We start from the raw sequence: 25,670 nt of genomic DNA, 5'->3' as shown, positions 1-25,670 counted from the left end.
GGCGGGCGGCCCATAGACTGGCCGTCATGCAAACTCGAACCTCTCCCATAGAGCTCGTGGCCCCGGCAGGCAGTCTGGCCGCCTTGAAAGCGGCGATCGAAGCGGGCGCCGACACCGTATATCTCGGGCTCAAGAACGCCACGAACGCCCGCAATTTCGCCGGGCTCAATTTCACCGAAGCCGACATCCGCGCCGGCGTCGAACTGGCGCATCGCCACAACCGGCATGTGCTCTTTGCCATCAACACCTTTGTGCAGGCAGGCCGCATGGCCGAATGGCAGGCCGCCGTCGATGCCGCCCACGACCTGGGCGCCGACGCCGTCATCATGGCCGACCCGGGACTGCTGGCCTACGCAAGCGACCGCTATCCCGACCTGCGGCTGCATCTGTCGGTGCAGGGCTCGGCCACCCACGCGGACGCCATTGAACTTATGAAAGAACAGTTCGGCATCCGCCGTGTGGTCCTGCCGCGCGTCCTGACGCTGACGGAGATTGCCCGCATCTGCGCCAACGTCAGCGTCGAGGTCGAGGTCTTCGGCTTCGGCAGCCTGTGCGTCATGGCCGAGGGCCGCTGCCTCTTGTCGTCGTACGCCACCGGCGATTCCCCCAACAACAAGGGCGTCTGTTCGCCCGCGCACGCGGTGCGCTGGGTCGAAGAAGAAGGCCGCATGGATGCGCGCCTGTCGGGCATCCTCATCGACCGATACGAACCCGGCGAACCGGCTGCGTATCCCACGTTGTGCAAAGGGCGCTTCGAAGTGGACGGGCAAGCCGACCACGCCCTCGAAGAACCCACCAGCCTGAATGCCATCGGCTTGTTGCCGAAGCTGGCGGAAATGGGCGTGTCGGCCATCAAGATCGAAGGGCGCCAACGCAGCCCGGCCTATGTCACGCAGGTGGTGTCCACGCTGCGCGCCGCGCTGGACAGCGTGCATGCGGACGCATCGCGCTTTTCTCCGCGCCCCGAATGGAACGCCATGCTGGCGCGCCATGCCGAGGGTTCACAAGTCACACAAGGCGCTTTCGAACGTCCATGGAAATGACCCCCATCCCATTCCAGATTTCTGTCGGCCCCTTGCTGTACTACTGGCCGCGCCAACGCACCATGGATTTCTACGCCGCGCTGGCCGAAAGTCCTGCGGACATCATCTACGTGGGCGAGACCGTCTGTAGCCGGCGTCACGAACTGCGCGCCGACGATTGGCTTGAACTGGCGCGCGACTTGCGCGCAGTGGGCAAGACGGTGGTGCTGTCTGGCCGCACCTTGATCGAGACGGGCGCCGAGGCCAACGCCTTGAAGAAGCTTTGCGACCAGCAGGATTTCATGGTCGAGGCAGGCGAGTTGGGCGCGGTGCGCCACCTGAGCGGCCGCGGCTTTGTCGCCGGTCCGCACATCAACGCCTACCACGGGGGCACGCTGACCTGGCTGGCCAATCGCGGCGCTGTGCGCTTCGTCGCGCCGCTTGAAATGGATGGCACCACGCTCGAACGCCTGCTGCAAGAGCGTCCCGCTGGCATGCAGGCCGAAGTGATGGTGTGGGGCAGGATGGCGCTGGCGTTCTCCGCGCGCTGCTTCACGGCCCGCCATTTCCGCCTGAAAAAGGACGATTGCGGCTTTCGCTGCATCGAGCATCCCGATGGCCTGGACATGCGCACGCGCGAATCGCGCGAGTTCCTGGGCATCAACGGCATCCAGGTTCAGTCGGCCGCGTGCCTGGACCTGCTGGCCGAGGCGCCCGAACTGGCGGGCATGGGCGTCGATGTGCTGCGCGTCAGCCCGCAATCGGCGGGCACGCTTGAGGCCATCGCCGCGCTGGATGCGATGCGGCAAGGCGCCAAGCCCGAGCCGGTGTCGCCGCCCGCGGGCATCGGCCGCTGCAACGGTTACTACTATGGCAAGGCCGGCATTGGCCTCGAGGAGGCCGTCGCATGAGCGCCGCCCTGAATTTGCCGCCTGTGTTCGCCAAGCTGGGCCGCCGCGTGCCGGGCCCGTTTGTGTCGTTGCATTTCGTGGCGGGGCTTGAGCTGGCGCGCCGGCTCAAGTGGCTGGAGCCGCCAGCGGAACTGAACGGCCGCAGCTTTGCCATCACCGTCGAAGACCTGGGTCTGCGCAGCAGCTTTGTCGTGCGGGATGGTGCGTTCCGGCCCCTCTGGAACCGCGGGTCCAACGGCGCCGCGGAGCTTGAGCTGGGCGCAAAGCTCGCGGACTTCCTGGCGCTCATGCGCGAGGAAACCGATGCCGACACCTTGTTCTTCCAGCGCCGCCTGCGTATCGCCGGCGACACCGAGCTGGGGTTGATCGTCAAGAACTGGCTGGACGCGGCGCCCCGGCCGGCGTGGCTGCAACGCATGACTGCCGCAAACAGCGGCATGGCGGGCGGGGCAGGCGGCTGATCTCGCCGTATGTTCAAGCGCGGCGGCCTTCCATGCGGCGTGCCACGCGCGATAGCGCCAGGCTGGCGGCCAGATACAGCAGCGCCACGGCCAGATAAACCTCGACGTGATACGGGCGCCAGTCGGTGCCCGCCACCACCGCCTTGGCCGCGCCCAACACGTCAAACACACCAATAATGCTGACCAGCGACGTGTCCTTGACCGCGCCCACAAACACACCCAGCGCGGCGGGCGAGGCGATGCGGCGGGCCTGTGGCCAGATCACGCACGCATAGGCCAGCGCGGGCGGCATGCCCAAGGCGCGTGCAGCCATCATCTGACCGGGCGGAATCGCCTGCAGCGCACCGCGCAGCACTTCGGCCAGCACACAAGCGGTATGCAGCGTCAGCGCCGCCAGCGCCATGCTGAACTTCGACACGCCACCACCCAGCAGCATGGGCAACACAAAGGACGCGAACAGCAGCTGGGTCACCAGCGGCACACCGCGTACCGCTTCGATCAGACCGGCGGCGGCCAGTGAACCGGCCGGGCTGCCCGACCGGCGAAGCAGGGCGAGCGCGAAGGCGAGCGGTACGGCTGCAACGAGCGCTGCTATCGCCAGGATCAACGTGACGAGCAGTCCGCCCCAGCGTTGCGGGCCGATGAGGTCGCCGCCCCAGGGCCAGCCCGTCAGGGCTGCCACGGTAGTGCTTGATAGCGCAGTCAACAGGGCAATGCGTAGGCCCGCCGGCAGGCGACGTGCGCCCAGGAAGACGCCAATGGCAGCCAAAAGCGCCAGGCACGCGATCAGCGCCGGCCCCCGGTGCGCGTCGGACATGGTGCCGTAGAACAACAGCGGCAGGTTTTCGCCCACGGCGGCCCAGCAGGCGCCCGCCGCATTCGCGCAGATCGCCGGATTGCCCGACCACACAGCGCGCAGCACTGCCCAGTCGAGCAGCGACCAGGCCACGGTGGCCAGCAGCAATGTCAGAACGGCCGACATCGCGTTGCGTCGAAGCGTCCTGGCCTTGCCCCCAGCGCCATCCCAGCACGCCCGGTCACCCAGGCGCGCCCCGTGCGTGTCGCCCGGGCCGTGTCGGGTATTGCGCGCATTCCAGGCGGAGAGCCCGCCGCCCAGGCAGACCGCCAACGTCAGGTAAATGGCCATGGCAAGCGCAATGCCTTCCAGCGCCAGCCCCGTCTGCGTGATGGCCGTGTTGATGACCGCCATCAGCTCCTGGTAGCCGATTGCGATGGCGAGCGTGCTGTTCTTGACGAGCGCGAGGCATTGGTTGGCATACGGCGGCAGCGCGACGCGCGTGGCGTAGCGCGCGATCACCAGCCGCAGCACCTTGTAAGGCGTAAGGCCCATGGCCTGACCGGCTTCGACCAGGCCAACGGGAACCGCGCGCACCGCCCCGCGCACGATGTCGGCGATGTAGGCGGCGTGAAAGACCACGAGGCCGATGGTCAAGGCGGCGAACTCGATGCTGGGTTGCCAGCCGCCCTGCAAGCCGAGCCCGCGTTTGACGGGCAGGTCGATCTGCATGGGCGGCGATAGTGCCCACGCGATTCCGGCGGCGGTCAATATTGCAGTCAACGCGGCGGTGAACGCAGCATTGGCCCACCGGCGGCGGGCTTGCCATCCCAGCGCCAGCGCGGCCAATGCCACGGCCGCATAAGGCACCCAGCCATGCAGCGCGGGCAAGGCCAACCCGCGATTGGACAGCAGCACGGAAGGCAGCGGCGACCATGCCTGCCGCAAGTCAGGCAGGCGCAGCAGCAACCCGTACCAGACGAAGAGCTGCAACAGCACGGGTGTATTTCGCAAGGGGGCAATGACAAGGGCGGCGACGCGCGCCGCCAGCGGGTTGGTCGACAACCCCATGAATCCCAGGCCCGCGCCCAGGACGGTCGCCAGGGGTGTTGCCACGAAGGCGACGGTCAGCGTATTGGCCAGTCCCGCCGCAAGGGACATCCAGTAAGGATCTTCGGGCGTGACATTGAGCAGGCTTTCCGAGATGCGGAAGCCCGCTGGCTGAAGCAGGAAGCCGAACCCGCCCTGGATACCGCGTGCGGCCTGCACCGATTCGATGTGCAGCACCAGAATGGCGGCCATTGCGCCCAGTCCCAAACCCCACGCCAATGCAGGCAACCAGCGGCGCCAGGGCGCAGTCAACGGATAGGGGAGCGTGGTGGCGGTCATGGCAGGTCATGCGGCAAAGGAAGGAACAAGAAGGGCGGACCCGGCGGCCCGCCCGCGAATCATCATGAAGTGCGCATCAAGCAGTGCGCATCAAGCAACGCGCATCAAACAATTTGAGTCACGCGATATGCATCGCGCGAAGCGCATCAAGCGACACGCGTCACTGGAACGGCGGCGAATACAGCAGGCCGCCCTTGTTCCACTGCGCATTCAGGCCACGCTCAAGCTTGAGCGGCGTGGCGGCGCCCAGGTTGCGGTCCCACACCTGGCCATAATTGCCCACGGCTTTGATGGCGTTTCGTGCCCAGGTTTCGTCCAAGCCAAAGCTCTTGCCAATGCCGGGATCCACGCCAAGCAGGCGCCGCACCTGCGCGTCGCTGCTTTGCGCCAGGCTGTCGGCGTTCTGGGCGGTGATGCCCAACTCCTCGGCGGCGACCAGCGCGTTGACCGTCCAGCGCACGATGGCGGCCCAGTTCGGGTCGTCCTGGCGTACGAAGGGGCCGAGCGGTGATTTGTTGATGCGCTCGGGCAGGATGACGAAGTCGTCCGGCTGGCTGGCGCGCGCCGCACGGCTGGCGGCCAGCGTGGACGCATCCGACAGGTAGACGTCGCAGCGTCCGGCATAGAAGGCCTGTTCAAGCTCGACCAGGTTCTCTATCACGACGGGCCGATAGGTGAGTTTGTTCTTCTTGAAGTAGTCGACCAGGTTCTGTTCGTTCACCGTGCCGGGCTGCACGCAAACCTGCGCGCCTTCCAGTTCGGTGGCGCTCTTGACGCCCAATTTGCGCGGCACCAAAAAGCCCTGTCCGTCGTAGAACACGATGCCGGCGGACGCGATGCCCAGCCCCGCGTCGCGGCCCGAGGTGATCGTGGTGTTGCGGTTCAGCACGTCGATCTCGCCGGACTGCAGGGCTGGAAAGCGCTGCTGCGAACTCAGCGGCACGAAGCGGGTCTTTTCCGGATCGCCCAGCACGGCGGCCGCCAGCGCGCGGCACAGGTCCGCGTCAAGGCCGGTCCAGCGGCCTTGCTTGTCCGCGATCGACAAGCCTGCCGAGCCCTGGCTGACGCCGCAGACCAATTCTCCGCGCTTCTTGATGGTGTCCACCGTGCCGGCTTGCGATGTGCCCGCAAGCGTCATCGCGGCGGCCACGCCCGCGGCCTTGAATAGATGAATCAAACGCATGCTGTTCCCAAGGTTGTTGTGTGCAAGAGAGGCACGAATTCTATGGGCGGGGCGCGGCTTGCCGAGCGACTTAATACGCATATCAATATGAAAACTAAGCCTTATCCGAATGCGCGCCAGATACCTAGAATGCCCGCATGCCGGGTGGTCCGGCGACGAAGGTTGCGCATGGCTTGGCAGGACGAATTCAGACAGTGGTTTCCCATCACGCGCGACAAGGCATACGCCAACATTGCATACACCAGCCCGTTGTCGCCGCGGGTGTCGGACGCGGTGGCTGGCTTCTTTGACAGCATCACGCATGCGCGCAGCGACAAGCCGCAATGGCTGCGCGATGCCGACGCGTTGCGGGTGCGGCTGGCGCGGCTGATCGGCGGCGACGCGCGCCGGCTGGCGTTCACCAAAAACACCACCGAGGGGTTGAACACGGTCGCGCAAGGACTGGCCTGGCAGGAAGGCGACAACCTCGTCGTCGACGACCAGGAGCATCCGTCGAACGCCTTGCCATGGCTGAATCTGCGCCGGCGCGGCGTGCAGGTGCGTGTGGCGCAGGCGCGCGCGCATCGTTTTACGGTGGATGACCTGTGGCAGCACGTCGACGCCCGCACGCGTTTGATCGCGGTGTCCTGGGTGCAGTACGGCACCGGACTGCGGACCGACATCCGGGAGCTGGGACGCCGCTGCGCCGAGCGCGGCATCTGGCTGGTGGTCGACGGCATCCAGGGTGCGGGCCTGCTGCGCGCTCAGGTGGACGACTGGCACGTCGATGCGTTTGCGTGCGGCGCGCACAAGGGCATGCTGGGACCGCTGGGGGTGGGGCTGCTGCACGTGTCGCCGGGGCTGCTGGCTGCGTTGAATCCGCATTACGTCGGCCCGTCCGGCGTGACCACGCTGGATAAGTCCGGCCTGCAATGGCAGGTGGCGGTGTCTGACGCGGCGGATGCCCGCCGGCTGGAAACGGGCAACCTGAACTATCCCGGCCTTGCTGGCTGGGCGGGCGCGCTGGACCTTATCGAACAGGCGCGGCCCGAGCGCATCGAACCCTGGGTGCTGGCGCTGTCGCAGGCCCTGAGCGATGGACTGCGGAGTCTGGGCGCGCAGGTGGTGTCGCCGCCGGGCGACGAGGTGCGCAGCACCACCACGGCGCTGCGCGTCGCCAACCCCGCCGCGGCGCTTGCGCACCTGGCGCAGGCAGGTGTCGTGGCGAGCATCGTGGAGTATGGTTATGTGCGCCTGTCTGTCGGCGCTTACAACAACCATGAAGACATCGAACACATTCTGCGCGCCGCGCGCGCGTTTGCCGCCTGATCTGAATTTTCAAACACGCATTTACCGGAGAGACTGATGACTGAAGCGAAGAAGCCCAACTGGCGCCTGGAAACCGTGGCTGTCCACGGCGGCTACCGGCCCGATCCGACCACGCGCGCGGTGGCCGTACCCATCTACCAGACGGTGGCCTACGCGTTCGACGACACGCAGCACGGCGCGGACCTCTTCGACCTGAAGGTCGCGGGCAACATCTACACCCGCATCATGAATCCGACCACCGACGTGCTGGAGCAGCGCGTGGCGGCCCTGGAAGGCGGCATCGCCGCGCTGGCGCTGGCCTCGGGCCAGGCCGCCGTCACCTACGCGATCCTGACCATTGCCGAAGCCGGCGACAACATCGTGTCGTCCAGCACGCTGTATGGCGGCACCTACAACCTGTTTGCGCACACGCTGCCGCAGTACGGCATCACCACGCGCTTTGCCGATCCGTCCGACCTGGCCGCCTTCGAGGCGCAGATCGACGACCGCACCAAGGCCATCTTCGCGGAATCGGTTGGCAACCCCTTGGGCAACATCACCGACATCGCCGCGCTGGCCGAGCTGGCGCATCGCCACGGCCTGCCGCTGATTGTCGACAACACCGTGCCGTCGCCGTACCTGCTGCGTCCCATCGAGCATGGCGCCGACATCGTTGTGCAGTCGTTGACCAAGTATCTGGGCGGACACGGCACCAGCCTGGGCGGCGCCATCATCGACTCGGGCAAGTTTCCGTGGGCCGAGCACAAGGCGCGCTTCAAGCGTCTGAACGAGCCGGATGTGAGCTACCACGGCGTGGTGTACACGGAGGCCTTCGGACCGGCCGCGTACATCGGCCGCGCCCGGGTGGTGCCGCTGCGCAACACCGGCGCCGCGATCTCGCCGTTCAACTCGTTCCAGATCCTGCAGGGGATCGAGACCCTGGCCCTGCGCGTGGACCGCATCGTGGAGAACGCGGTCAAGGTCGCCAGCTACCTGCGCGAGCATTCAAAGGTGGAATGGGTGAACTACGCGGGTCTGCCGGACCATCCCGACCATGCGCTCGCCAAGAAGTACCTGGGCGGCAAGGTGCCGGGGCTATTCACGTTTGGCGTGAAGGGCGGCCGCGAGGCCGGCGCGCGCTTCCAGGATGCGTTGCAGCTGTTCACGCGCCTAGTCAACATTGGCGATTCCAAGTCGCTGGCGACGCATCCGGCGTCCACCACGCACCGCCAGCTCAATGCCGAGGAACTGAAAAAGGCCGGCGTGCGCGAGGAAACCGTGCGCCTGTCCATCGGGATCGAGCACATCGACGACCTGATCGCCGATCTGGACCAGGCGCTGGCGCAGGTCTGACCCCGGGCGGTTTCGACAGGAAAAGCGCGCTATTTCCGCGCGCTTTTTCCGTTGGCCGCGCAGACCAGGTCGCGCAGCCGGCGCTGCACCGGGTCGCGCGTCACGGGGGCGTTGCGGATGCCCGCCACCGGAATCGATTCGACGATCGCCCCGGTGGCGTCGTTGCCCGCGTGGTGCAAGACCTGGGTGACCGTATACGTGTTGGCGCTGCAGTTCATGGTCACCGGCTGGGTGACCGAACCGTAGGGCTGCCCGTTGGCCTCGGAAATCCGGGGCTGGGCGTAGAACCAGGCCACGGTCACTGCCCTGACAGCCGGATTCTCCGACACGGCGCGGATCGAATGGCTGTCGTAGAACACGCCCGGCATCGCCTGCGGGTCGACCGGCACCCAGGCCGGATCGTTGGCGGCGGCGCCGTGCGCGATCGGGCTGCCGCTAGCCGCGACAAACAGGGCCAGGGCGAATAGAGCAGAGGGAGGCCTTGCGGTCATGGGCGGTTCCGTGGTGTCGGGGCAGGGGCGCGCGTCCGGCAAGACGTGAGCATGCGTTACGCCAGTATAGAGAACCGGGCGCAACGCGCTATAGTTTCGTCCGTTCGATAAATGGCTGGCGGCGCGGGGGGCTGGCATTATGCCCAGCATGCCTGGACCCAAGACCATCAGACTCGTGGCCGCCGGCCTTGCGGTCATCTCCGCCGCCGTGCTGGCCCGGGGCATCTATCAGATCATCCCAATGGGCGATCCGCTGCCGCGCAGCGAGTTCGTGGGAGAGCTGAACGGGCCCGCGCTGGCTTCATACTCGCGGGTTGCCATCCAGCGTTTCGGCGAGCGCCAATTGCTGACCGGCCAACTTCTGGTCACCGCCAAGGACATCGAGGGCCTGGCGCAGGCGCCCGTGCTGGATACGCAGGTTCCGGCCCTGAAGGAACGTCTGCAGAAGCAGCGGATCCGGCTGGCGCAGGCCGGCGCGATCACCACGCTGGCCCACGGCCAGGGCGATCTGGCCCTGACCATGCTGCAGACCGGCCGCACCACCACCGATGCCCGCAACCTCATTTATGGGGGCCACGGCACGGGTGTGTTCGAGCTGCTGGGCTCCATCAGCGGCGATACCGGCGTGACCCTGATCGGCGCGCCGGGCGGCCAGCCGCTGTACCTCATCACCAGCACGCTGCGCAGTTCGGGCGAAGGCGATCAGCCGCCCGCCTGGGACACGCTGCGTTCGGACGACCTGGGCGCCACCTGGACCTATGATCCCGACGTGACGCTGGGCGTGCCGCAGCAGCACACCGCTTTTCTGACCGACCGGCTGGCGCTTGCGCTGGAGCACCATGAGACCGGCGTGCGCCTGCTCTATAGCTGCGACGGGGCCAAGCGTTGGGCGGCGACTCGGCTCAAGGAACAGGTCTGGCCGGATTCGGCCGCGTTCGAACGCAAGTTTGCCGAGACGGCGGAGCGGGACCGCAAGGCTTACGGCGTCGAGCAGCTTGGCTACGGCTGGTCGTTGTACCCGCTGGACGAGACGCGGGCGGTGGGCTGGAGCTGGCGCACGCGGGTGCGTCCCGAAGGCCAGGAGGCGCCCCAATTGATCGAAACGCGGCGCTTCGAGGTGCAATTCCAGGAAGGCGCCTCGCCTGCGTTCCGCATTACCCCGGAGGTGCCCCGGGTTCCGTCGCAGGATGCCCATGCGCTTTTGACGCGTGATCAGCCCGTGTTCGAGACCGCGGGCGACAGCATCTACCAGCTGGACAAGCCGGGGATGGCCTGGGTGAAGCGGTCGCGGTCGCCCAATGTGCGCGGCGCCTCGACCTGGATCGGGCAGGCGTGGTTCGGCCGCAATGCGTGGGTCATCAAGACCTATGCCGAGCATCTGTTCTCGGGCGCCGACTACACCAAGACCTACTTCTACAGCCGCGACAAGGGCCGCTCCTGGCGGCCGTTCCAGTTGTCGCATGCGCAGGAGCGCGGGCTGCTGGGCCTGGACCAGACGGGCGACGCGCTGTTGACGCTTGCCGAGCGCGGCGGCAAGTCCGTCATCCAGCGCTATCCGCTGGACTGAGTCGAAACGCGGGTCCCGCGCCGGCGGTTAGTCGGCCACCACGTACTCGGGATAGCGCTTGCAGATTTCCGCGACCTGGCTGAGCGTGCCGGACAGGTGCTCGCGCAGCACCTGCTGCGCCCGCGCCGGGTCCTGCGCGGCGATGGCATCCAGCAGGCGCTGATGATCGTCCAGGATGCGTTCGGCCTTGCCGGTTTCGGGCAGATGCAGCCGTCGCAACCGGTCCAGATGGCCGCTATAGCGCTGCGCCATCTCCCACAGGCTGGCCACACCGGCGGCCTCGTGCATGTCGCGGTGAAATGCCTGGTCCGCGTTGATGAACTGCTGGTATTGCCCGCTGGCATGGGCGGCGCGCTGCAGGTCGATGGAGGACTGCAGGCGCTGGAGCAGCAGCGGGTCGGCCCGCTGGGCAAGCAGGTGGACGATTTCCAGCTCCAGCGACCGGCGCAGGAAATGCGCCTGGCGCGCGGCGGCGATGTCGATCCGGCTGACCACCGTGGTGTGCTGCGGATAGATTTCGACCAGCGCTTCCTCGGCCAGGCGCATGAGCGCGTCGCGGATGGGCGTCTGGCTCAGTCCGTAGCAGTCCGCCAGCGTGACGCGCGACAGCGGCGCGCCGGGCGCGAGCTCGAGCGAGATGATCTGGCGCCGCAGATGGTCGAAAACCTGGGGGGCCGCATGGCGGGAGCGATCCAGTCTGAGCTTTTGGCTTTGCATCAGGTAAGCGTGTCCGGGTCCCGGGGTGGGGAAAGGCTGATAACGAATGTCGGAGTGTAGCGGGTTTTCACCTAGCTGACGCACTAATGTATTAGTGTTTAAATGCCTTCACTCCGACTCCCCGCATCCCTCGTATCTCCCATGAAACGCACCTACGAAAGCTTGCGCAGCGCCGCCTGGATGGCCAAGGACGACCTGCGTTCATTCGGCCACCGCTCCCGCATGATGCAGATGGGCTACGGCCCGGACGATTGGGCCGGACGCCCGGTCATCGCCATCATCAACACCTGGTCCGACCTGAATCCCTGTCACAGCCATTTCAAGCAGCGCGTCGAAGACGTCAAACGCGGCGTGTTCCAGGCCGGCGGCTTTCCGGTGGAACTGCCCGCCATTTCGGTGTCCGAATCCTTCGTCAAGCCCACCACCATGCTGTACCGCAACTTCCTGGCGATGGAGACCGAGGAGCTGCTGCGCAGCCACCCGGTGGACGGCGCGGTGCTGATGGGCGGCTGCGACAAGACGACGCCGGGCCTCATCATGGGCGCCATCAGCGCCGGCCTGCCATGCGTCTACGTGCCTGCGGGCCCAATGCTGCGCGGCAATTGGAAGGGCAAGATCCTGGGGTCCGGATCGGATGCCTGGAAGCTCTGGGACGAACGCCGCGCCGGCAAGATCACGCAGGAGCAATGGACGGAAGTGGAGGGCGGCATTGCCCGCAGCTACGGCACCTGCATGACGATGGGCACGGCCAGCACCATGACCGCCATCGCCGAAGCCATCGGCATGACGCTGCCTGGCGCCTCGTCGATCCCGGCGGCCGACGTGAACCACATGCGCATGTCGGCCGAATGCGGCCGGCGCGTGGTCGAGATGGTCTGGGACGACCTGACGCCGCAGCGCATCCTGAGCGTGGCCTCGTTCAAGAACGCCATCAATGTCGCCATGGCGATGGGCTGTTCCACCAATGCCATCGTTCACCTGGTCGCCATGTCGCGCCGCGCGGGCTGCGCGGTGGGATTGGACGATTTCGATGCGGCGAGCCGCAAAGTGCCCGTGATCGCCAATATCCGGCCCAGCGGCGACACCTACCTGATGGAAGATTTCTACTACGCGGGCGGGCTGCCCGCGCTGATGACCCGGCTGCAGGATGATCACCTGGACCTGTCGGCCATGACGGTCACGGGCAAGACGCTGGGCGAGAACATCGCGGGCGCAGAGGTCTACAACGACGACGTGATCCGCAAGCTGGACGAGGCGATCTACGACGAGGGCGCGCTGGCCGTGCTGCGCGGCAACATCGCGCCGGACGGCTGTGTCATCAAGCCCAGTGCATGCGCGCCGCAATACCTGCGCCACACGGGCCCGGCGCTGGTCTTTGACGACTATCCCAGCATGAAGGCCGCCGTGGAGGACGAAAACCTGGACGTGACCGCGGACCACATCATGATCCTGCGCAATGCCGGCCCGCAGGGCGGTCCGGGCATGCCGGAATGGGGCATGCTGCCCATTCCCACCAAGCTGGTCAAGCAGGGCGTGCGCGACATGCTGCGCCTGTCCGATGCACGCATGAGCGGCACCAGCTATGGCGCCTGCATCCTGCACGTCGCGCCCGAAAGCTACATCGGCGGCCCGTTGGCGCTGGTGAAGACGGGCGACACGATCACCGTGGATGTGCCCGCCCGCAGCATCAACCTGAACATCAGCGACGAGGAACTGGCCGCGCGCCGCGCTGCCTGGACGCCGCCGCCCAAGCGCTACGAGCGCGGCTACGGCTGGATGTACTCCCGGCACATCCTGCAGGCCAACGACGGCTGCGACTTCGATTTTCTGGAAACGGAATTTGGCGCGCCCGTGCCCGAGCCCGCGATCTTCTGATTCCCTCATCTACCCACATCCGCCCCAAACTCCCGGAGCCATCGTGTCCCAAATGAATCCCGAAACCCGCGCCAGGCTGGCCGGCGTCAGCACCGCCACGCTGTGCACGGCGCTCTTCAAGCGCGGCTTGCGCAACCAGTTCATCCAGGACGTGCGGCCGCTGAACGCCAATCTGCCCAACATGGTGGGCCCGGCCTTCACGCTGCGCTACATCCCGGCCCGCGAAGACCTGAACACCATCAAGGTCTTCGAGGATCGCGCACATCCGCAGCGCGCCGCGGTCGAGACCTGCCCGGAAGGCGCGGTCTTCGTCATCGACAGCCGCAAGGACGCGCGCGCCGCGTCCGCGGGCTCCATCCTGGTCACCCGGCTGATGAAGCGCGGCGTGGCGGGCGTGGTGACGGACGGGGGCTTTCGCGACTCGCCCGAAATCGCCGAGATGGGTTTTCCCGCCTATCACCAGCGTCCGTCCGCACCCACCAATCTGACCTTGCACCAGGCGCTGGACATCAACGCGCCCATCGGCTGCGGCGACGTGGCGGTGTGGCCGGGCGATATCGTCGTGGGCGACCGTGAGGGCGTGGTGGTCATTCCTGCGCACCTGGCCGACGAGATCGCCATCGAAGCCCTGGAAATGACGGCCTTCGAGGACTTCGTGACCAGTCAGGTGCAAGGCGGCGCTTCCATTCTTGGCCTGTATCCGCCGACCGACCCGGGCACCAAGGACAAGTTCGCCGCCTGGCGCAAAGAACGAGGCCGCTGAGCCTTGCCGCCGGCGCTGCCGGCACCCCCATACGCATACCTATAAAACAAGGCAGGAGACACATGATGAACACTAAACGACGCGGCGCGCTTGCCGCGCTACTGGCCGGCGCCGTCCTTGGCACGCTGGCCTTGCCCGCCAGCGCCGCCGACTGGCCCACGCAAAAGCCGATTTCCTACGTCGTCCCGTTTACCGTGGGCGGCTCGACCGACGTGGTCGGCCGGGTGCTGGCGCAGAAGCTGGGCGACCGCCTGCATCAGAACGTCATCGTCGAGAACAAGCCGGGCGCCGCGGGCGGCATCGGCGCCACCTACGTGGCCAAGGCGCCGCCCGACGGCTACACCTTGTTTGGCGGCACGATCAGCACGCACGCCATCAACGCCAGCCTCTACAAGAACCTGAAGTACGACCCGGTCAAGGACTTCGAGCCGGTGTCGCTGATCGCGTTCCTGCCCAACGTGCTGCTCGTGGATCCGAACCTGGGCGTCAATTCGGTGGCCGACCTGATCGCGCTGCTCAAACGCGACCCCACCAAACGCACTTTTGCGTCCTCGGGGGCGGGCACCTCGACGCACCTGGCCGGCGAGCTCTTTTCCGGCATGATCGGCGTGCCCCTCACGCACGTGCCTTACAAGGGCACGCCGCCCGCGATGGTGGACGTATCGTCCGGCGCGGTGACCTTCATGTTCGACCAGATGACGGCGGCGCTGCCGCTCCTGCAGACCGGCAAGCTCAAGCTGCTGGCCGTCACCACCAAGGACCGCATTGCACTCGCGCCCGAGGTGCCGACCATGCAGGAAGCGGGCGTGCCCGGCTTCCAGATGGCGTCCTGGCAGGCGGTTTACGCGCCCAAGGGCACGCCCAAGCCCATCCTGGACAAACTGGCCGCCGAGATCGCCCTGATCCTGAAAGAGCCCGACGTGCAGGAAAAGCTGGGCAAGACCATGGGCATGGAGCTGGTGGGCAGCACGCCCGAGCAGCTGCGCGACCTGATGGCGACCGAGATTCCGCGCTGGGCGGAAGTCGTGAAGAAGTCGGGCGCGTCGGTGGAGTGAGGGCGCGCGGCTAGTGTAGGCGAGGCGGGTCGGCGTTAAGCTGGGGGCTGTGGACGTCTGTGCGTCCTTGCCCGACTCGCCTCGTGTTGATGTCGGGCATCGGCAACGCCGTTAAAGGAGCCGCATCATGGCCGACTTCGACAAGGTGTTTGCGGGATCGATTCCGGCGCTTTACGACACGCTCATGGTGCCGCTGATCTTCCAGGGTTACGCCGACCACATGGCGGCGCTGGTCGCGGGGTTTGCGCCTCAGGACGTGCTGGAGACCGCGGCAGGCAGCGGGGCGGTGACGCGGGCGCTTGCGCCTCTGCTGGACCCCGGGGCGCGTTATGTGGCGACCGACCTGAATCAACCGATGCTCGATTACGCGGCCGCCCGGCAGGGTGCCGGTTGCGCGGTGCAATGGCGCTGGGCGGATGCGCTGGATCTGCCGTTCGACTGCGCGTCGTTTGACGTGGTGTGCTGCCAGTTCGGCGTCATGTTCTTCTCGGACCGGGCCGCGGGCTTTGCCGAAGCGCGCCGGGTGCTGAAGTCCGGGGGGCGCTTCGTCTTCAGCGTGTGGGACCGCATCGAGGAAAATGACTTCGCCGACGACGTGACGCGCGCGATGGCGGCTGTGTTTCCGCAGGATCCGCCACGCTTTCTGGCGCGCACGCCGCACGGCTACCACGACGTGGAAAAGATCCGCGACGACCTTCGCCGCGCAGGCTTTGAGGATATTCGGGTGGACACCCGTGCGGACGTCAGCCGCGCGGCCGGGCCATTGGAGGCAGCCACCGCCTACTGCCAGGGCACGCCACTACGCAACGAGATCGAAGCGCGCGACGCGGGCCTCATGCAGCTGGCCACGGAACGGGCGGCTGAGGCGTTGGCCGACCGCTACGGCGCGGGCCCGATTACGGGCCGGATCCAGGCGCACGTGATCGTCGCGACAAAGTAAGGCCGGATCGGGACGCTAGCTGGCGGGAGCGCGTTTGACCAGGTCCACGATGATCCGGAACAGCTCGGCTCGCGCGGCTTCCTGGGTGATTTCGCCCGAAACGGCAGCTTGCGAGAGCGCATCGGCCGCGCCGAGCATGCCCCACATGCCGGCCAGGGACACGCCTTGCCGGCCGGCGAACGGGGCGAGGATGGCCTGGCATTTGGTGATGAAGGCGTGCTGATACTGCCGTTTGACGGCGGCCAGTTCCGGCGAGCCGTTCAGCGCCGCGAGCACCCCGGGAATCTCGCGCCCTTGCACCGACACGCATTCCACATACTGCGTCGCGATGGCGTCTGCCTTGCCGGCGAGGGTCGGCTTGCTGGCGGCGATGGCGCTGTCGATGATCGCGGTCTGGCGCAGGTCGAAATCCTGGTAAAGCGCCGCCAGCAACCCGTTGCGGGTGCCGAAGTGGTCGTAGACGACGGGCTTTGAGATGCCCGCTTTCTCGGCAAGCCGGCCCAGGGTCAGGGCGTCCGTGCCTTCGTCGCGGATCAGCGCCCAGGACACCTCGATGAGCTGGCGTTGCCGCGCGTCCTTGGACAGCCGGCGGCGGGGGGGAGGGGCAGGGTGGGACGTCATCAGGGCGGCTGTCGAGGTCGGTTTCAGGGTTGCGGGGCAAAGATGCGTTGGCCGATGGCCCGGGCGGTGGCCAGGTGCGCTTCGGGATAGCCGGCGTCGGACGCCACCAGCAAGTCGGATGTTGCCACGCGCGCGCCGCAATAGCCGAAGATCCCGTGATCGATCTGGGTTTTCATCGCGCCGAAGTAGCCGTGACGGGCATAGGTGCGCATGTCCGCGCCGCCGCTGGCGATCAGGTGCACCTGCAGGCGTTGCAGCCGCTTGACGACCTTGCCGTCGGGATTGGCATCGTAGGCCCAGCCATTGGTGAACACGCGGTCGATCCACCCCTTGAGCAGCGCGGGAAACGACCACCAATGCACGGGATACACCAGCACCAGCGCGTCGGCGCGATCGATGCGCGCGTGTTCGGCGGCTACGTCGGCGGGCGGGTTGGATGGGGTCAGGTGCAGGGCGGCGTCGGCTTGGGAGAACCGGGGATCGAAGCCTTCCGCGGCCAGGTCCGCGAGCTCGAAGGAATGTTGGGGCCCTGCGTCCGCAACGCCTTGGGCGACATGATCGGCAATGGCGTGCGTGAGGGACGCGGGGTCGGGATGGGCAACGACGATGAGGGCGTGCACGGTGAAAGTCCTGTTCGCAAGGGAGTAACCTACCAATCGTAACCTACGTTAAGTAGATTGTGGCAAAAGACCTTCGCCACCGAGGGGTATCCCGTCGTGGCGTCGTTGTCACCCTAATCAGGGGCAATACGGTTATCGTGAGCGCCACGGCAGTCCCCTCGGAGGAACCATGACCTCAGGCACGGCATTGTTCGACCTGCGCACGGAGCAGGGCGTGTTGCGGATCTCGATTGCGGTCACGCTTTGCATCGCCGTCATCGGCATCGGTTTCGGGGTGGCTTCCGGTTCGTTCTCCATCGTGTTCGACGGCGTTTATTCGCTGGTGGACGCCAGCATGAGCGCCCTGTCGCTGGTGGTGGTGCGGCTGATCACGTCGTACGCCACGGCCCGCGGGCTGCCGCGCAAGCTTCGCGAACGCTTCACGATGGGCTTCTGGCATCTGGAGCCCATGGTGCTTGCGCTGAACGGGATACTCCTCAGCGGGGTGGCCGTCTACGCGCTCATCAACGCGGTGAGCAGTCTGCTCAAGGGAGGCCGCGAGCTGGAGTTCGGCCTGGCGCTGATCTATGCCGTGCTGACCCTGACCGCCTGTGTAGCGATTGCGCTCGCCGAGGCGCGCGCCAATCGCCGGATCCGCTCGGCATTCCTGCACATGGACCTGAAGGGCTGGATCATGTCGGCCAGCATCACGGCCGCGCTGCTGGTGGCCTTTTGCATTGGATACGGCGTGCAGGGCACCCGGTACGAGTGGATTTCGCCCTATATCGACCCGGCCGTGCTGGCGGTCGTGTGCGCGGTGATCATCCCCTTGCCGCTGTCGGTCATCCGCCAGGCGTTGTCCGAGATGCTGCTGGTCACGCCCGCCGACCTGAAGCAGCATGTGGACTCGGTGGCGCAGGCGTTCGTGGAACGCTATCGCTTCGCGTCCTATCGCGCGTATGTCGCCAAGGTGGGGCGTTCGCAGGAAATCGAACTGTATTTCATTGTGCCGCCCGATATGCCCGCGCGCACCGTCGCGGCATGGGACAGCCTGCGCGACGAGATCGGCAACGCGCTGGGCGCCGACAGCCCGGATCGCTGGTTGACGGTGGTGTTTACCGGCGACCCGGAATGGGCGGAATAGCGTTGCCGCAGGGGGCGACCGGCGCGCCTTGCTACTGGCATGCCGGCAGCAGGAAAACCGGCAGCGTTTCCCACACGACCGCCACCGCGGACAGGCCGCATAGCGTGGCGGCAAGCCAGGCGTGAAACGGCGGCGCGTTCCGGGCCCGCACCCGCGCCCGCTGGCGCCAGGCCGCCACCGCCATCGCCGCCAACGCCGCGGCGCTGCCCGCAACGATGATCCATGACGAGATGGGCAGGCCCAGCCACAACCCGGCCAGCACCGACCGGGCGCAGGCCAGCGCGTTCACGATGTAGATGGAGAGGAAGTGCGCCAGCCATATCAGCGGGCCGGCGATGAGGTACAGCAGTTCGACCGAAAAGCGCGTTTTCATGGTCATCCCGTCAGCCGCGTAAAGGCGTGCAGCAGCGCCAATGCGATGAGCCCTTGCGCCACGGCGTAGAGCAACATCGCCCGCGTGGCATCGAGCGCGGCGCGGCGCGTGGGGCGCAGCCGCCCGGCGATCGACCGCGCCACGGTAAAGGCGGCCATCACCACAGCCAGGCCGCCAAAAAACGCCTGCAGGCCCGCGACCGCGTAGGTGGCTGCGGTGTAGGCGCTGGCCCGCGGCCGAAGTCCGGCCTGCCAATGCGTGACCAGATCCAGCGCCGGCGCGGCGGCCAGCAACAGCGCGGCCCCGGCCACGCAGGCGCGCAGCGCAGTTTGGCGGTTCTGCGTCATCATCCGCCCGGCGGCCAGGGCAAGGGCGGCGGCCGCAAGCAGCATCACGCCCGACAGCATTGGCCGGACCGGTGAGGGCAAGTCGCCGGGATCGGGCCAGGCCTGCGGGTTCGTGGTCCACAGGAACAGGTAGCTGAACATCAGCGATCCAAAGATGCTGGCGCACACGATCAGCAGCAGCACCATCGCCCACGACGCGTGTGACGCGCTGCCCGAGCACATCATGGGCAGCCGCAGGCCGCCGCCAATGTCCACCGGCGGGTGGTCGGGGCCGGTGTCCGCGTCCCACAGCCAGCGCCATAGCGAGACAACGGCCAGCACGCCAAACGCCGCCGCCAGCGGCAGCAGCTTGAAGGTCAGCAGCAGGAAGAAGCCGGCGGTGCCCACGGCTGCCAGCAGGGGCGACCACGCGGGGCCGGGCAGCGGCAGTACGTAGTCGGGCCGGGCCTCCAGGGCGCTGGTCACGAGCGTGGTTCGCAGGCCGGCGGGTGCGTTGGGCAGATAATGCTGGCCGTCGTCCACCTGCTGCGCCAGGCCCGGTTGGTCCCACAGCGGCTCGCGGCTGGTTACCGCAGGCACGCTGCGCAGCCCGTAACTGCCGCTGGGCAGCCATTCCAAGGTGCCCGCGCGCCAGACGTTGCCCGCGTTGTTGTCGATGGTCGGCCGGAAATTGCGCGCCAGGTCGATCAGGAACACCAGCACACCCGCGGCGATCAGGTATGCGCCCACGGTCGAGAGCAGGTTGAGCGGGCCAAGCCCCTGGCTTTCCGCATAGGTGTACACCCGGCGCGGCATGCCGGCCAGGCCGGTGAAGTGCATCGGAAAGAAGGCCACGTTAAAGCCCACGAACATCAGCCAGAAACCCCAGCGGCCCAGCCGCTCGGACAGGGGCCGCTTGCTGATGAACGGTGTCCAGTAATAGAAGGCCGCGAACAGCGGAAACACCATGCCGCCGAATAGCACGTAATGCAGATGCGCCACGACGAAGTAGGTGTCGTGCGCCTGCAGGTCGAACGGGATCACGGCGACCATGACGCCGGTCAGGCCGCCGATGACGAACACGAAGAAGAACCCCAGGATGTACAGCATCGGTGTCTTGATCGGCCTTAACCGCACCGCCGCGGCAAGGGTCGCGATCCAGGCGAATATCTGTATCGCGGTCGGCACCGACACCGCCATGCTCGCGGCCGACGCGAAACTGAGCGACAACTGCGGGATCCCGGTGGCGAACATATGGTGCACCCACAGGCCAAAGCTCAGGAACCCCGTCGAGATGACCGCCAGCACCACCAGCCGGTAGCCCACCAGCGGCGTGCCCGTCATCGCGGGAATCATCATCGACACCATGCCGGCGGCGGGCAGGAAGATGATGTAGACCTCGGGATGGCCAAAAAACCAGAACAGATGCTGCCAGAGCAGCGGATCGCCGCCGCGTCCGGTGATGAAGAACGGCATGTCGAAGGCGCGTTCCAGTTCGAGCAGCGTGGTGGCGACGATCACGGCCGGAAAGGCGACGATCACCATGCCGCAGAAGACCAGCATGACCCAGGCGAACACAGGAATCTTGTCCAGCGTCATGCCCGGGGCGCGCGTGCGCAGGATGCCCACGGCAAGCTCGATCGCGCCGGCGATGGCGGAGATCTCGATGAAGCCAATGCCCAGCAGCCACAGGTCGGCGTTCACGGCGGGCGAGTATTGCGCGCTGGTCAGCGGCGGGTACATGAACCAGCCGCCATCGGGCGCCAGCCCCACGAAGATGCTGCAGAAGAAGACCAGTCCGCCAATGGCATAGGCCCAGTAGGCGTAGGCCGACAACCTGGGAAACGGCAGGTCGCGCGCGCCCAGCATATTGGGCAGCAGCAGCACCGCCACCGCTTCCACCGCGGGCACGGCGAAGAGAAACATCATCACCGTGCCGTGCATGGTGAAAAGCTGGTTGTATAGCGTGTGTCCGATCAGGTTGCTGTCGGGCGCGGCCAGCTGCGTGCGCATCATCAGCCCCAGCACGCCGGCCAGGATGAAAAACAGCAACGCGGTGCCGATGTACAGCAGGCCGATGGACGTGTTGTTGACGACCGTCAGCGATCGCCATCCCGTTGGCCGCTTCCAGGCGCGCTCGAGCTGCGCGAATTCGTCCGCGGGCCGCGGCAGCGCGTTGGGAAGCGGGGGCGGGGTGGTTGGGGGCGTCACTTCAGGCTTTCCAGGTAGCGGGCCACGGCGCGCAGATCCTCGCCCGGCCATCGGTCAAAGGACGGCATGGCATTGCCGGGCTTGATCTGCTGGCTGCCGGCGATCCAGCCGCCCATCGCGCCCACGTTGTTGGGCAGAATGCCGGCCGCCAGGGTAGGCCGGCTGCCTACATGGGTGAGGTCCGGTCCCAGCATTCCGCCAGCCGCCGTGCCGCGCACGGTGTGGCATTGCGCGCAGGCCTGGATGAATAGCCGCTCGCCTTGCCGCAGCGCCGGTTCGGCCGCCGGGGCAGGCTGGCGTTGCGCCTGCACCCACGCGTCGAACGCCGCGGCGTCCACCGCCTGCACGTCGAACCGCATCTGGGCGTGTTGTGCGCCGCAATACTCGGCGCAATGGCCGCGAAACGTGCCGGGCGTGCGCGCCAGCGCGCGCATCTTGTTCACGCGGCCCGGGATCATGTCGAGCTTGCCGCCCAGTTCGGGGACCCAGAAGCTGTGGATCACGTTGCCCGACTTGAGCAGGAATTGCACCGGCTTGCCGGCCGGAATGCGGATCTCGTTAGCCGTCTCGAAGAGCAGCTCGCCTTGCGCGTCCAGATAGCGCACGCGCCACCACCACAGCTCACCCGTCACTTCGATGCGCGCGGCGTAGGCCGCCTCGCGCGCCGTGGTCGGTGACGGCGTCAACACGTAGACCAGCAACGCGGTCAGCGCCACGACCGGAAACACGATGCCCGCGCCCACGATAAGGGCGGGACGCGAAAGCCTGTGGCGCAGCGGCGCCGGGCCAAACATCGACAGTGCGATCAGTGCGGCCACCCCCACGAAGATCGCCGTCGCGCTCACGAAAAGCACCCGGCCGATGTCGGCGATCCGCGCGGCGTCCTCACCGCTGGGCTGCGCCCATGCGGCGGTCGACAATCCGGCGATCAGGATGAGAAGGAGTTTCGCCATGTTCTTGTGGTGGATGATCCCCCGCCGTGAGCCAGCGGGCCGGCGCGGCGGTGGCCCGGCGGGCGGGATACCGCCGGCCCCGCGAGACGCGGCATCAGCACTTTCCATTCCCGGGTGCGCACGCGCGCAGTGGGCACGCGGATTGCTGACGGGTGCGCTTTTAGCGTGGTTCCGCGCGAATCAGGAGACCGCCTTGCGCCGGATTGCCCGACCCAACCGCCTCTTGCCCGCGTTGCTGGCGAGTCTTGCGCTGGTCGCCTGTCAGGATGGGCAGGCGCCGCTCTTTTCCCCGGGTACGGCAGACGGGCTGCAGGGCGGGGCCGACGCCGACCGGGGGCGGCGGCTGATCGCCGAACGCGGCTGCACGGCCTGTCATGCCGTCCCGGGTGTCAGCGGCCCGGCGTCTCGCGTTGGCCCGCCGCTGGGCGACATGGCGCGGCAGGCTTACATTGCCGGGCTGTTGCCCAACACCCCACAGAACATGGTGCGCTGGCTGATGGACCCGCCCGCCGTTAATCCCCTGACGGCCATGCCCGACACGGGCCTGCGCCACGCCGACGCTGAAGCGATCGCGGCCTATCTGCTGCGGGACGCCGGCCGCGGCAACGCGAGGGCGCCATGAAGCGTTGGAAACGAACCGCCGCCCTGACGCTAGCGGGCGCTGCCGCCACCGCGGGCGTGCTGGGCGGCGCGGTGGTGTATTTCGGCGGGTACGACGTGACCGCCACGTCGCCGCACACCACACCGGTGCATCATTTGCTCGACGTCGCGCTGACGCGGGCCGTGAAGATGCGATCGGCGGACATCACGGCGCCCGATCTGGACGTGCCCGCGCGCATCCAGAATGGTTCGCGCCTTTATCGCGCAAATTGCGCGCAGTGCCACGGCGGGCCCGGCGTGTCGCCGCAACCGTACGCGCTGGGGTTGAATCCCGCGCCAGCAGCGCTCGTGGCGTCTGCACGCACCCGTACCGCGGCAGAGATCTTCTGGCTGACGCGCCAAGGCATCAAGATGACCGGCATGCCGGCGTGGCAGTACCGGCTGACCGACGACGAGATCTGGGACGTGGTGGCATTCCTGCGCGTCTTGCCCGCGATGTCTGCCCAGGACTACCAGCGGGACGGCGCGGCACAAGCGGCCGCCGCGCCGCGTGCATCGGCGCAGCCCGCGGTCCGGGAGGCAGACGCCATGGCGGGCCGCATCGCGCTTCAGCAGTACCTTTGCGTCACGTGCCACGCGATTCCGGGCGTGCCGGGGGCATGGAACTACCTGGGACCACCGCTGGACCAGATGGGCGAGCGGGCGTTTATCGCGGGTGTCCTGCCCAACACACCCGAAAACATGGAGCGCTGGTTGCGCGACCCCGCCGCCGTCAAGCCCGGCACGGCGATGCCCGACCTCGGGGTCAGCGAACAGGATGCCCGAGACATTGCCGCGTTTCTACGCACGTTGCCCGGCGGGCCTTGAGCAGCCGGCCGGGGGCGGGCTGCTCGCGCAGACCATCGCCGCATGCCGGTCAGGAACGGCACTTGCTCGCCCGTTCACTACCCTTGATGCACAGGAGCCGTCCATGACTCAATCCAAATCCGGCAGCGCTCGTGATTCCATTCCGGGCCAGCCCGATGTCAACGCGGGCGCGCTGCGCCCGTCCGGTCCCGCCACCACCCCGGAACGCGTGCCCGATATCGACCATCCGCCGAGCGCGCGCAGCTATGACCAGCCGGGCTTCGATCAGGCCGTTGCCCAGGAGGAAGCCGAGGCGCGCAGCGGGGCGCCGACCGGCGGGAGCGGCAATCGACCCGCGCCCAGCGGCGAAGAGGAATCGCAATGATCGTCGAAGTCTTTCAACGCGCGGATGGTCATTGGGGCTTCCGGGGCTTTGCGTTGCTGGGCGTCCAGGAGGATGCGCGCGCATATCCGACGCGCGATGCCGCCGCGGCGGCGGCGCGTGCCGCATATCCCGGCGAGACGATCTCCGAGGTCGACGCGACGATGGACACCCCGCCGCAGCCGCATTCGGATTGACGCACGGTGCGTCAATATCGCCCCTCTGGCCGCTTCGCTTCCACATGGCCCGCCGGGTCGGGCCGTGAGGTCAGCGCGCGCCGCTCCCACGGACCGTGTTTTTCAGCCGCCGCGCGCCCAGCAGGGTGCCGGTGGCGCAGATGGCCAGGCCGCCCAGGCTCAATAGAATGATTGCCAGGTCGCGGCCCACGCCGGCATTCAACAAGGCGGGCGTGTCCCAGCTGTGCAGGAAGTAAAAGAGCCAGCGTCCGGCGCGCTGTGCGCGCGACAGGCTTAGCACCGGTTCGCCGGTGCGCAGGTCTACGTAAACGCGATCCCCCGCTGCGTTATCGAAGTCCAATTGCAGCACGGGCAGGCCACGCGGCGCACCGCCGTTCATGGCTTCGGCGTGGCGGGCGTAGTAGTAGGCATCGTAGTGGTCAAGCACCTGTGCCTGCATTGCCGCGTCGGGAAACAGCGCGCGGGCGGCGTCGATGACGGCGTGCGGCTGCCAGGCCGTCTGCACGATGAGCGCGCCGTCGCGCCGAAGGATGATCCGGCTGTCGGCCGATGCGTCGCGCGCCAGCACGTAGGGGTGCCCGGCCATCCACCGCCATTCGAGCTGGACAGCTTGAAATCCCGCGTCATGCAGCGCTTGCAGCACCGGCAACGGCGCCAGGCCCGCCGTGCCTGCCGTGGTGCCTACCGCCGTGCCTACCGCGGTGCCTACCGCTGTGCCTGCCTGCACGCCCGTCATGGCTTGCCTGTCGGGCCCTGCGTGGGGCGCGGAGAAAATCCCGCCGGGATTCATCGACATGAGGCCGCTGAAGATCCACGTGCACACGAACGCGCTGAAGACGAGGCCCGCGATGTGGTGCCAGCGCATCCAGGCCTCGCGGTACGGCGTGCGTGCGCCGGATTTGTAGCGCCCGCGAAAGCGCCAGCGCCACACGCCGACCACCGCGCCGCTGATCGCCAGCACGGTGCATAGGGCAGACAGCACGATCACTGTCCAGCTCCAGACCGGATCCACGGACCGGTCGCGTGCCATGTACAGCCAATGCAGCCACGCGCCCACGTAGTTCCAGCGTTGCTGCGCAAGGGGCGCATCCAGGACGACTTCGCCTGTCGCCGATGAGACATACAGCGTGCCGTCCGCGTCCCCCGACATGCTCACTTTATGCAGCGGGCGATGGCGGTCCAGCCCGTGCGAATGCGTCCAGCGGTCCTCCTCCACCAGGCCCGCATGGCGCGCGGTGCCCGCCGGCCAGAACGCGCGGGCGGCGGCCACCGCCATGTCCGCCGTCACCGTCCCGCCAGGATTGCCTGTCGACGCGGACCATGCGCGCGGACCATCCGGGGTCGGCAGGATGAACGTCGCCTCGCCGCGCACCGACGTCAGCACGGCAGGGCCGGGCGCGGCTTGCGCCGCGTCGGGCATACGGTAAGCGTCCACTGTCAGCACGGGCAGGCTGGCGAAACGCTCGTGAGGCGTCAGCTTCGGGTAGCCGACATACAGCATGACAATCCCGCTGAGAAACCACCCAAACATCAGCAGGCAGCCGGCCACGCCCAGCCAGCGGTGAGCCAGGTAGGTCAGCCTGCGCAGGCGCGCCTTGGCATCCATGG

The 25,670-nt window shown here is 67.3% G+C and carries 25 protein-coding genes; 15 read left to right on the top strand and 10 right to left on the bottom strand.

The window, feature by feature from the left end:
• Positions 1-26: 26 nt before the first annotated feature.
• From ubiU to ubiT, 3 genes are read left to right on the top strand one after another with little or no spacing between them, the layout of a single operon-like run.
• Positions 27-1,043, top strand: coding sequence for a ubiquinone anaerobic biosynthesis protein UbiU (gene ubiU, locus QEP15_RS13805; protein ID WP_280147572.1), 1,017 nt, complete (start codon positions 27-29; stop codon positions 1,041-1,043).
• Positions 1,040-1,933 carry a U32 family peptidase gene (locus QEP15_RS13800; RefSeq protein ID WP_280148910.1) on the top strand — a complete coding sequence of 298 codons (894 nt, stop codon included), beginning with the start codon at positions 1,040-1,042 and terminating at the stop codon, positions 1,931-1,933. Before ubiU ends, QEP15_RS13800 begins: the two co-directional genes overlap by 4 nt.
• Positions 1,930-2,394 (top strand): ubiquinone anaerobic biosynthesis accessory factor UbiT, encoded by a 465-nt coding sequence (gene ubiT / locus QEP15_RS13795; RefSeq protein WP_152384585.1) that lies wholly within the window; start codon positions 1,930-1,932, stop codon positions 2,392-2,394. Before QEP15_RS13800 ends, ubiT begins: the two co-directional genes overlap by 4 nt.
• Before the next feature lie 13 nt (positions 2,395-2,407).
• Here the strand turns inward: ubiT and QEP15_RS13790 are convergent, their stop codons facing one another.
• A complete protein-coding gene (locus QEP15_RS13790; protein ID WP_280147571.1) occupies positions 2,408-4,579 on the bottom strand; it encodes an ABC transporter permease subunit in 2,172 nt (723 codons plus the stop codon).
• A 160-nt stretch (positions 4,580-4,739) separates the two neighbouring features.
• Complete coding sequence (locus QEP15_RS13785; RefSeq protein WP_152384583.1) at positions 4,740-5,762, bottom strand: amino acid ABC transporter substrate-binding protein; 1,023 nt, start codon at positions 5,760-5,762, stop codon at positions 4,740-4,742.
• Positions 5,763-5,930: 168 nt separating this feature from the next.
• On the opposite strand from QEP15_RS13785, the gene QEP15_RS13780 reads away from it, so the two are divergent.
• A complete protein-coding gene (locus QEP15_RS13780) occupies positions 5,931-7,070 on the top strand; it encodes an aminotransferase class V-fold PLP-dependent enzyme (RefSeq protein WP_280147570.1) in 1,140 nt (379 codons plus the stop codon).
• A gap of 36 nt (positions 7,071-7,106) precedes the next feature.
• Entirely contained in the window at positions 7,107-8,402 is a 1,296-nt protein-coding gene (locus QEP15_RS13775) for an O-acetylhomoserine aminocarboxypropyltransferase/cysteine synthase family protein (RefSeq protein WP_128828269.1), read from the top strand.
• 29 nt (positions 8,403-8,431) lie between these two features.
• Here the strand turns inward: QEP15_RS13775 and QEP15_RS13770 are convergent, their stop codons facing one another.
• Positions 8,432-8,893, bottom strand: a complete 462-nt coding sequence (locus QEP15_RS13770; protein ID WP_227741240.1) for a surface-adhesin E family protein — start codon at positions 8,891-8,893, stop codon at positions 8,432-8,434.
• Between the two features lie 148 nt (positions 8,894-9,041).
• On the opposite strand from QEP15_RS13770, the gene QEP15_RS13765 reads away from it, so the two are divergent.
• Positions 9,042-10,460 (top strand): hypothetical protein, encoded by a 1,419-nt coding sequence (locus QEP15_RS13765; protein ID WP_280147569.1) that lies wholly within the window; start codon positions 9,042-9,044, stop codon positions 10,458-10,460.
• A 27-nt stretch (positions 10,461-10,487) separates the two neighbouring features.
• Here the strand turns inward: QEP15_RS13765 and QEP15_RS13760 are convergent, their stop codons facing one another.
• A complete protein-coding gene (locus QEP15_RS13760) occupies positions 10,488-11,177 on the bottom strand; it encodes a GntR family transcriptional regulator (RefSeq protein WP_142055024.1) in 690 nt (229 codons plus the stop codon).
• Positions 11,178-11,318: 141 nt separating this feature from the next.
• On the opposite strand from QEP15_RS13760, the gene araD reads away from it, so the two are divergent.
• The 4 genes from araD to QEP15_RS13740 all read left to right on the top strand — a co-directional run bounded on the left by araD (position 11,319) and on the right by QEP15_RS13740 (position 15,810).
• Positions 11,319-13,052: an L-arabinonate dehydratase gene (gene araD / locus QEP15_RS13755; RefSeq protein WP_056318391.1), complete on the top strand. Its 1,734-nt coding sequence runs from the start codon at positions 11,319-11,321 to the stop codon at positions 13,050-13,052.
• A gap of 52 nt (positions 13,053-13,104) precedes the next feature.
• Positions 13,105-13,815 (top strand): ribonuclease activity regulator RraA, encoded by a 711-nt coding sequence (locus tag QEP15_RS13750; protein ID WP_280148909.1) that lies wholly within the window; start codon positions 13,105-13,107, stop codon positions 13,813-13,815.
• A 65-nt stretch (positions 13,816-13,880) separates the two neighbouring features.
• On the top strand, positions 13,881-14,870 hold the full coding sequence (locus tag QEP15_RS13745; protein ID WP_280148908.1) for a Bug family tripartite tricarboxylate transporter substrate binding protein: 990 nt from the start codon (positions 13,881-13,883) through the stop codon (positions 14,868-14,870).
• A gap of 127 nt (positions 14,871-14,997) precedes the next feature.
• Complete coding sequence (locus QEP15_RS13740) at positions 14,998-15,810, top strand: class I SAM-dependent methyltransferase (RefSeq protein WP_280147568.1); 813 nt, start codon at positions 14,998-15,000, stop codon at positions 15,808-15,810.
• 15 nt (positions 15,811-15,825) lie between these two features.
• Here QEP15_RS13740 and QEP15_RS13735 read toward each other — a convergent pair whose 3' ends face one another.
• Positions 15,826-16,431 (bottom strand): TetR/AcrR family transcriptional regulator, encoded by a 606-nt coding sequence (locus QEP15_RS13735; protein WP_280147567.1) that lies wholly within the window; start codon positions 16,429-16,431, stop codon positions 15,826-15,828.
• A gap of 23 nt (positions 16,432-16,454) precedes the next feature.
• Positions 16,455-17,051 (bottom strand): NAD(P)H-dependent oxidoreductase, encoded by a 597-nt coding sequence (locus tag QEP15_RS13730; RefSeq protein WP_280147566.1) that lies wholly within the window; start codon positions 17,049-17,051, stop codon positions 16,455-16,457.
• A 169-nt stretch (positions 17,052-17,220) separates the two neighbouring features.
• Between QEP15_RS13730 and QEP15_RS13725 the strand changes: the two genes are divergently transcribed.
• Positions 17,221-18,174, top strand: a complete 954-nt coding sequence (locus tag QEP15_RS13725) for a cation diffusion facilitator family transporter (protein ID WP_056318405.1) — start codon at positions 17,221-17,223, stop codon at positions 18,172-18,174.
• A gap of 31 nt (positions 18,175-18,205) precedes the next feature.
• Here QEP15_RS13725 and QEP15_RS13720 read toward each other — a convergent pair whose 3' ends face one another.
• From QEP15_RS13720 to QEP15_RS13710, 3 genes are read right to left on the bottom strand one after another with little or no spacing between them, the layout of a single operon-like run.
• Positions 18,206-18,547: a hypothetical protein gene (locus QEP15_RS13720; RefSeq protein WP_152384575.1), complete on the bottom strand. Its 342-nt coding sequence runs from the start codon at positions 18,545-18,547 to the stop codon at positions 18,206-18,208.
• Between the two features lie 2 nt (positions 18,548-18,549).
• Positions 18,550-21,084, bottom strand: a complete 2,535-nt coding sequence (locus tag QEP15_RS13715) for a cbb3-type cytochrome c oxidase subunit I (protein WP_280147565.1) — start codon at positions 21,082-21,084, stop codon at positions 18,550-18,552.
• The gene (locus tag QEP15_RS13710; protein WP_280147564.1) at positions 21,081-22,037 is read right to left on the bottom strand and encodes a cytochrome c oxidase subunit II; all 957 of its coding nucleotides are present in this window, start codon (positions 22,035-22,037) and stop codon (positions 21,081-21,083) included. Before QEP15_RS13710 ends, QEP15_RS13715 begins: the two co-directional genes overlap by 4 nt.
• Positions 22,038-22,230: 193 nt before the next feature.
• On the opposite strand from QEP15_RS13710, the gene QEP15_RS13705 reads away from it, so the two are divergent.
• The 4 genes from QEP15_RS13705 to QEP15_RS13690 all read left to right on the top strand — a co-directional run bounded on the left by QEP15_RS13705 (position 22,231) and on the right by QEP15_RS13690 (position 24,062).
• Positions 22,231-22,659 carry a c-type cytochrome gene (locus tag QEP15_RS13705; RefSeq protein ID WP_280147563.1) on the top strand — a complete coding sequence of 143 codons (429 nt, stop codon included), beginning with the start codon at positions 22,231-22,233 and terminating at the stop codon, positions 22,657-22,659.
• Positions 22,656-23,504 carry a c-type cytochrome gene (locus QEP15_RS13700; protein ID WP_280147562.1) on the top strand — a complete coding sequence of 283 codons (849 nt, stop codon included), beginning with the start codon at positions 22,656-22,658 and terminating at the stop codon, positions 23,502-23,504. The genes QEP15_RS13705 and QEP15_RS13700 overlap by 4 nt, the downstream gene beginning before the upstream one ends.
• A 103-nt stretch (positions 23,505-23,607) precedes the next feature.
• Positions 23,608-23,868, top strand: coding sequence for a hypothetical protein (locus tag QEP15_RS13695; protein WP_175155577.1), 261 nt, complete (start codon positions 23,608-23,610; stop codon positions 23,866-23,868).
• Positions 23,865-24,062, top strand: coding sequence for a hypothetical protein (locus tag QEP15_RS13690; RefSeq protein ID WP_280147561.1), 198 nt, complete (start codon positions 23,865-23,867; stop codon positions 24,060-24,062). Before QEP15_RS13695 ends, QEP15_RS13690 begins: the two co-directional genes overlap by 4 nt.
• 70 nt (positions 24,063-24,132) lie before the next feature.
• Here the strand turns inward: QEP15_RS13690 and QEP15_RS13685 are convergent, their stop codons facing one another.
• On the bottom strand, positions 24,133-25,668 hold the full coding sequence (locus tag QEP15_RS13685) for a PepSY domain-containing protein (protein ID WP_280147560.1): 1,536 nt from the start codon (positions 25,666-25,668) through the stop codon (positions 24,133-24,135).
• Positions 25,669-25,670 lie beyond the last annotated feature (2 nt).

It is taken from the genome of Achromobacter mucicolens, assembly GCF_029866465.1.
Classification (GTDB): domain Bacteria; phylum Pseudomonadota; class Gammaproteobacteria; order Burkholderiales; family Burkholderiaceae_B; genus Achromobacter; species Achromobacter mucicolens.
This window is presented reverse-complemented; position numbering and strand designations above follow the sequence as displayed.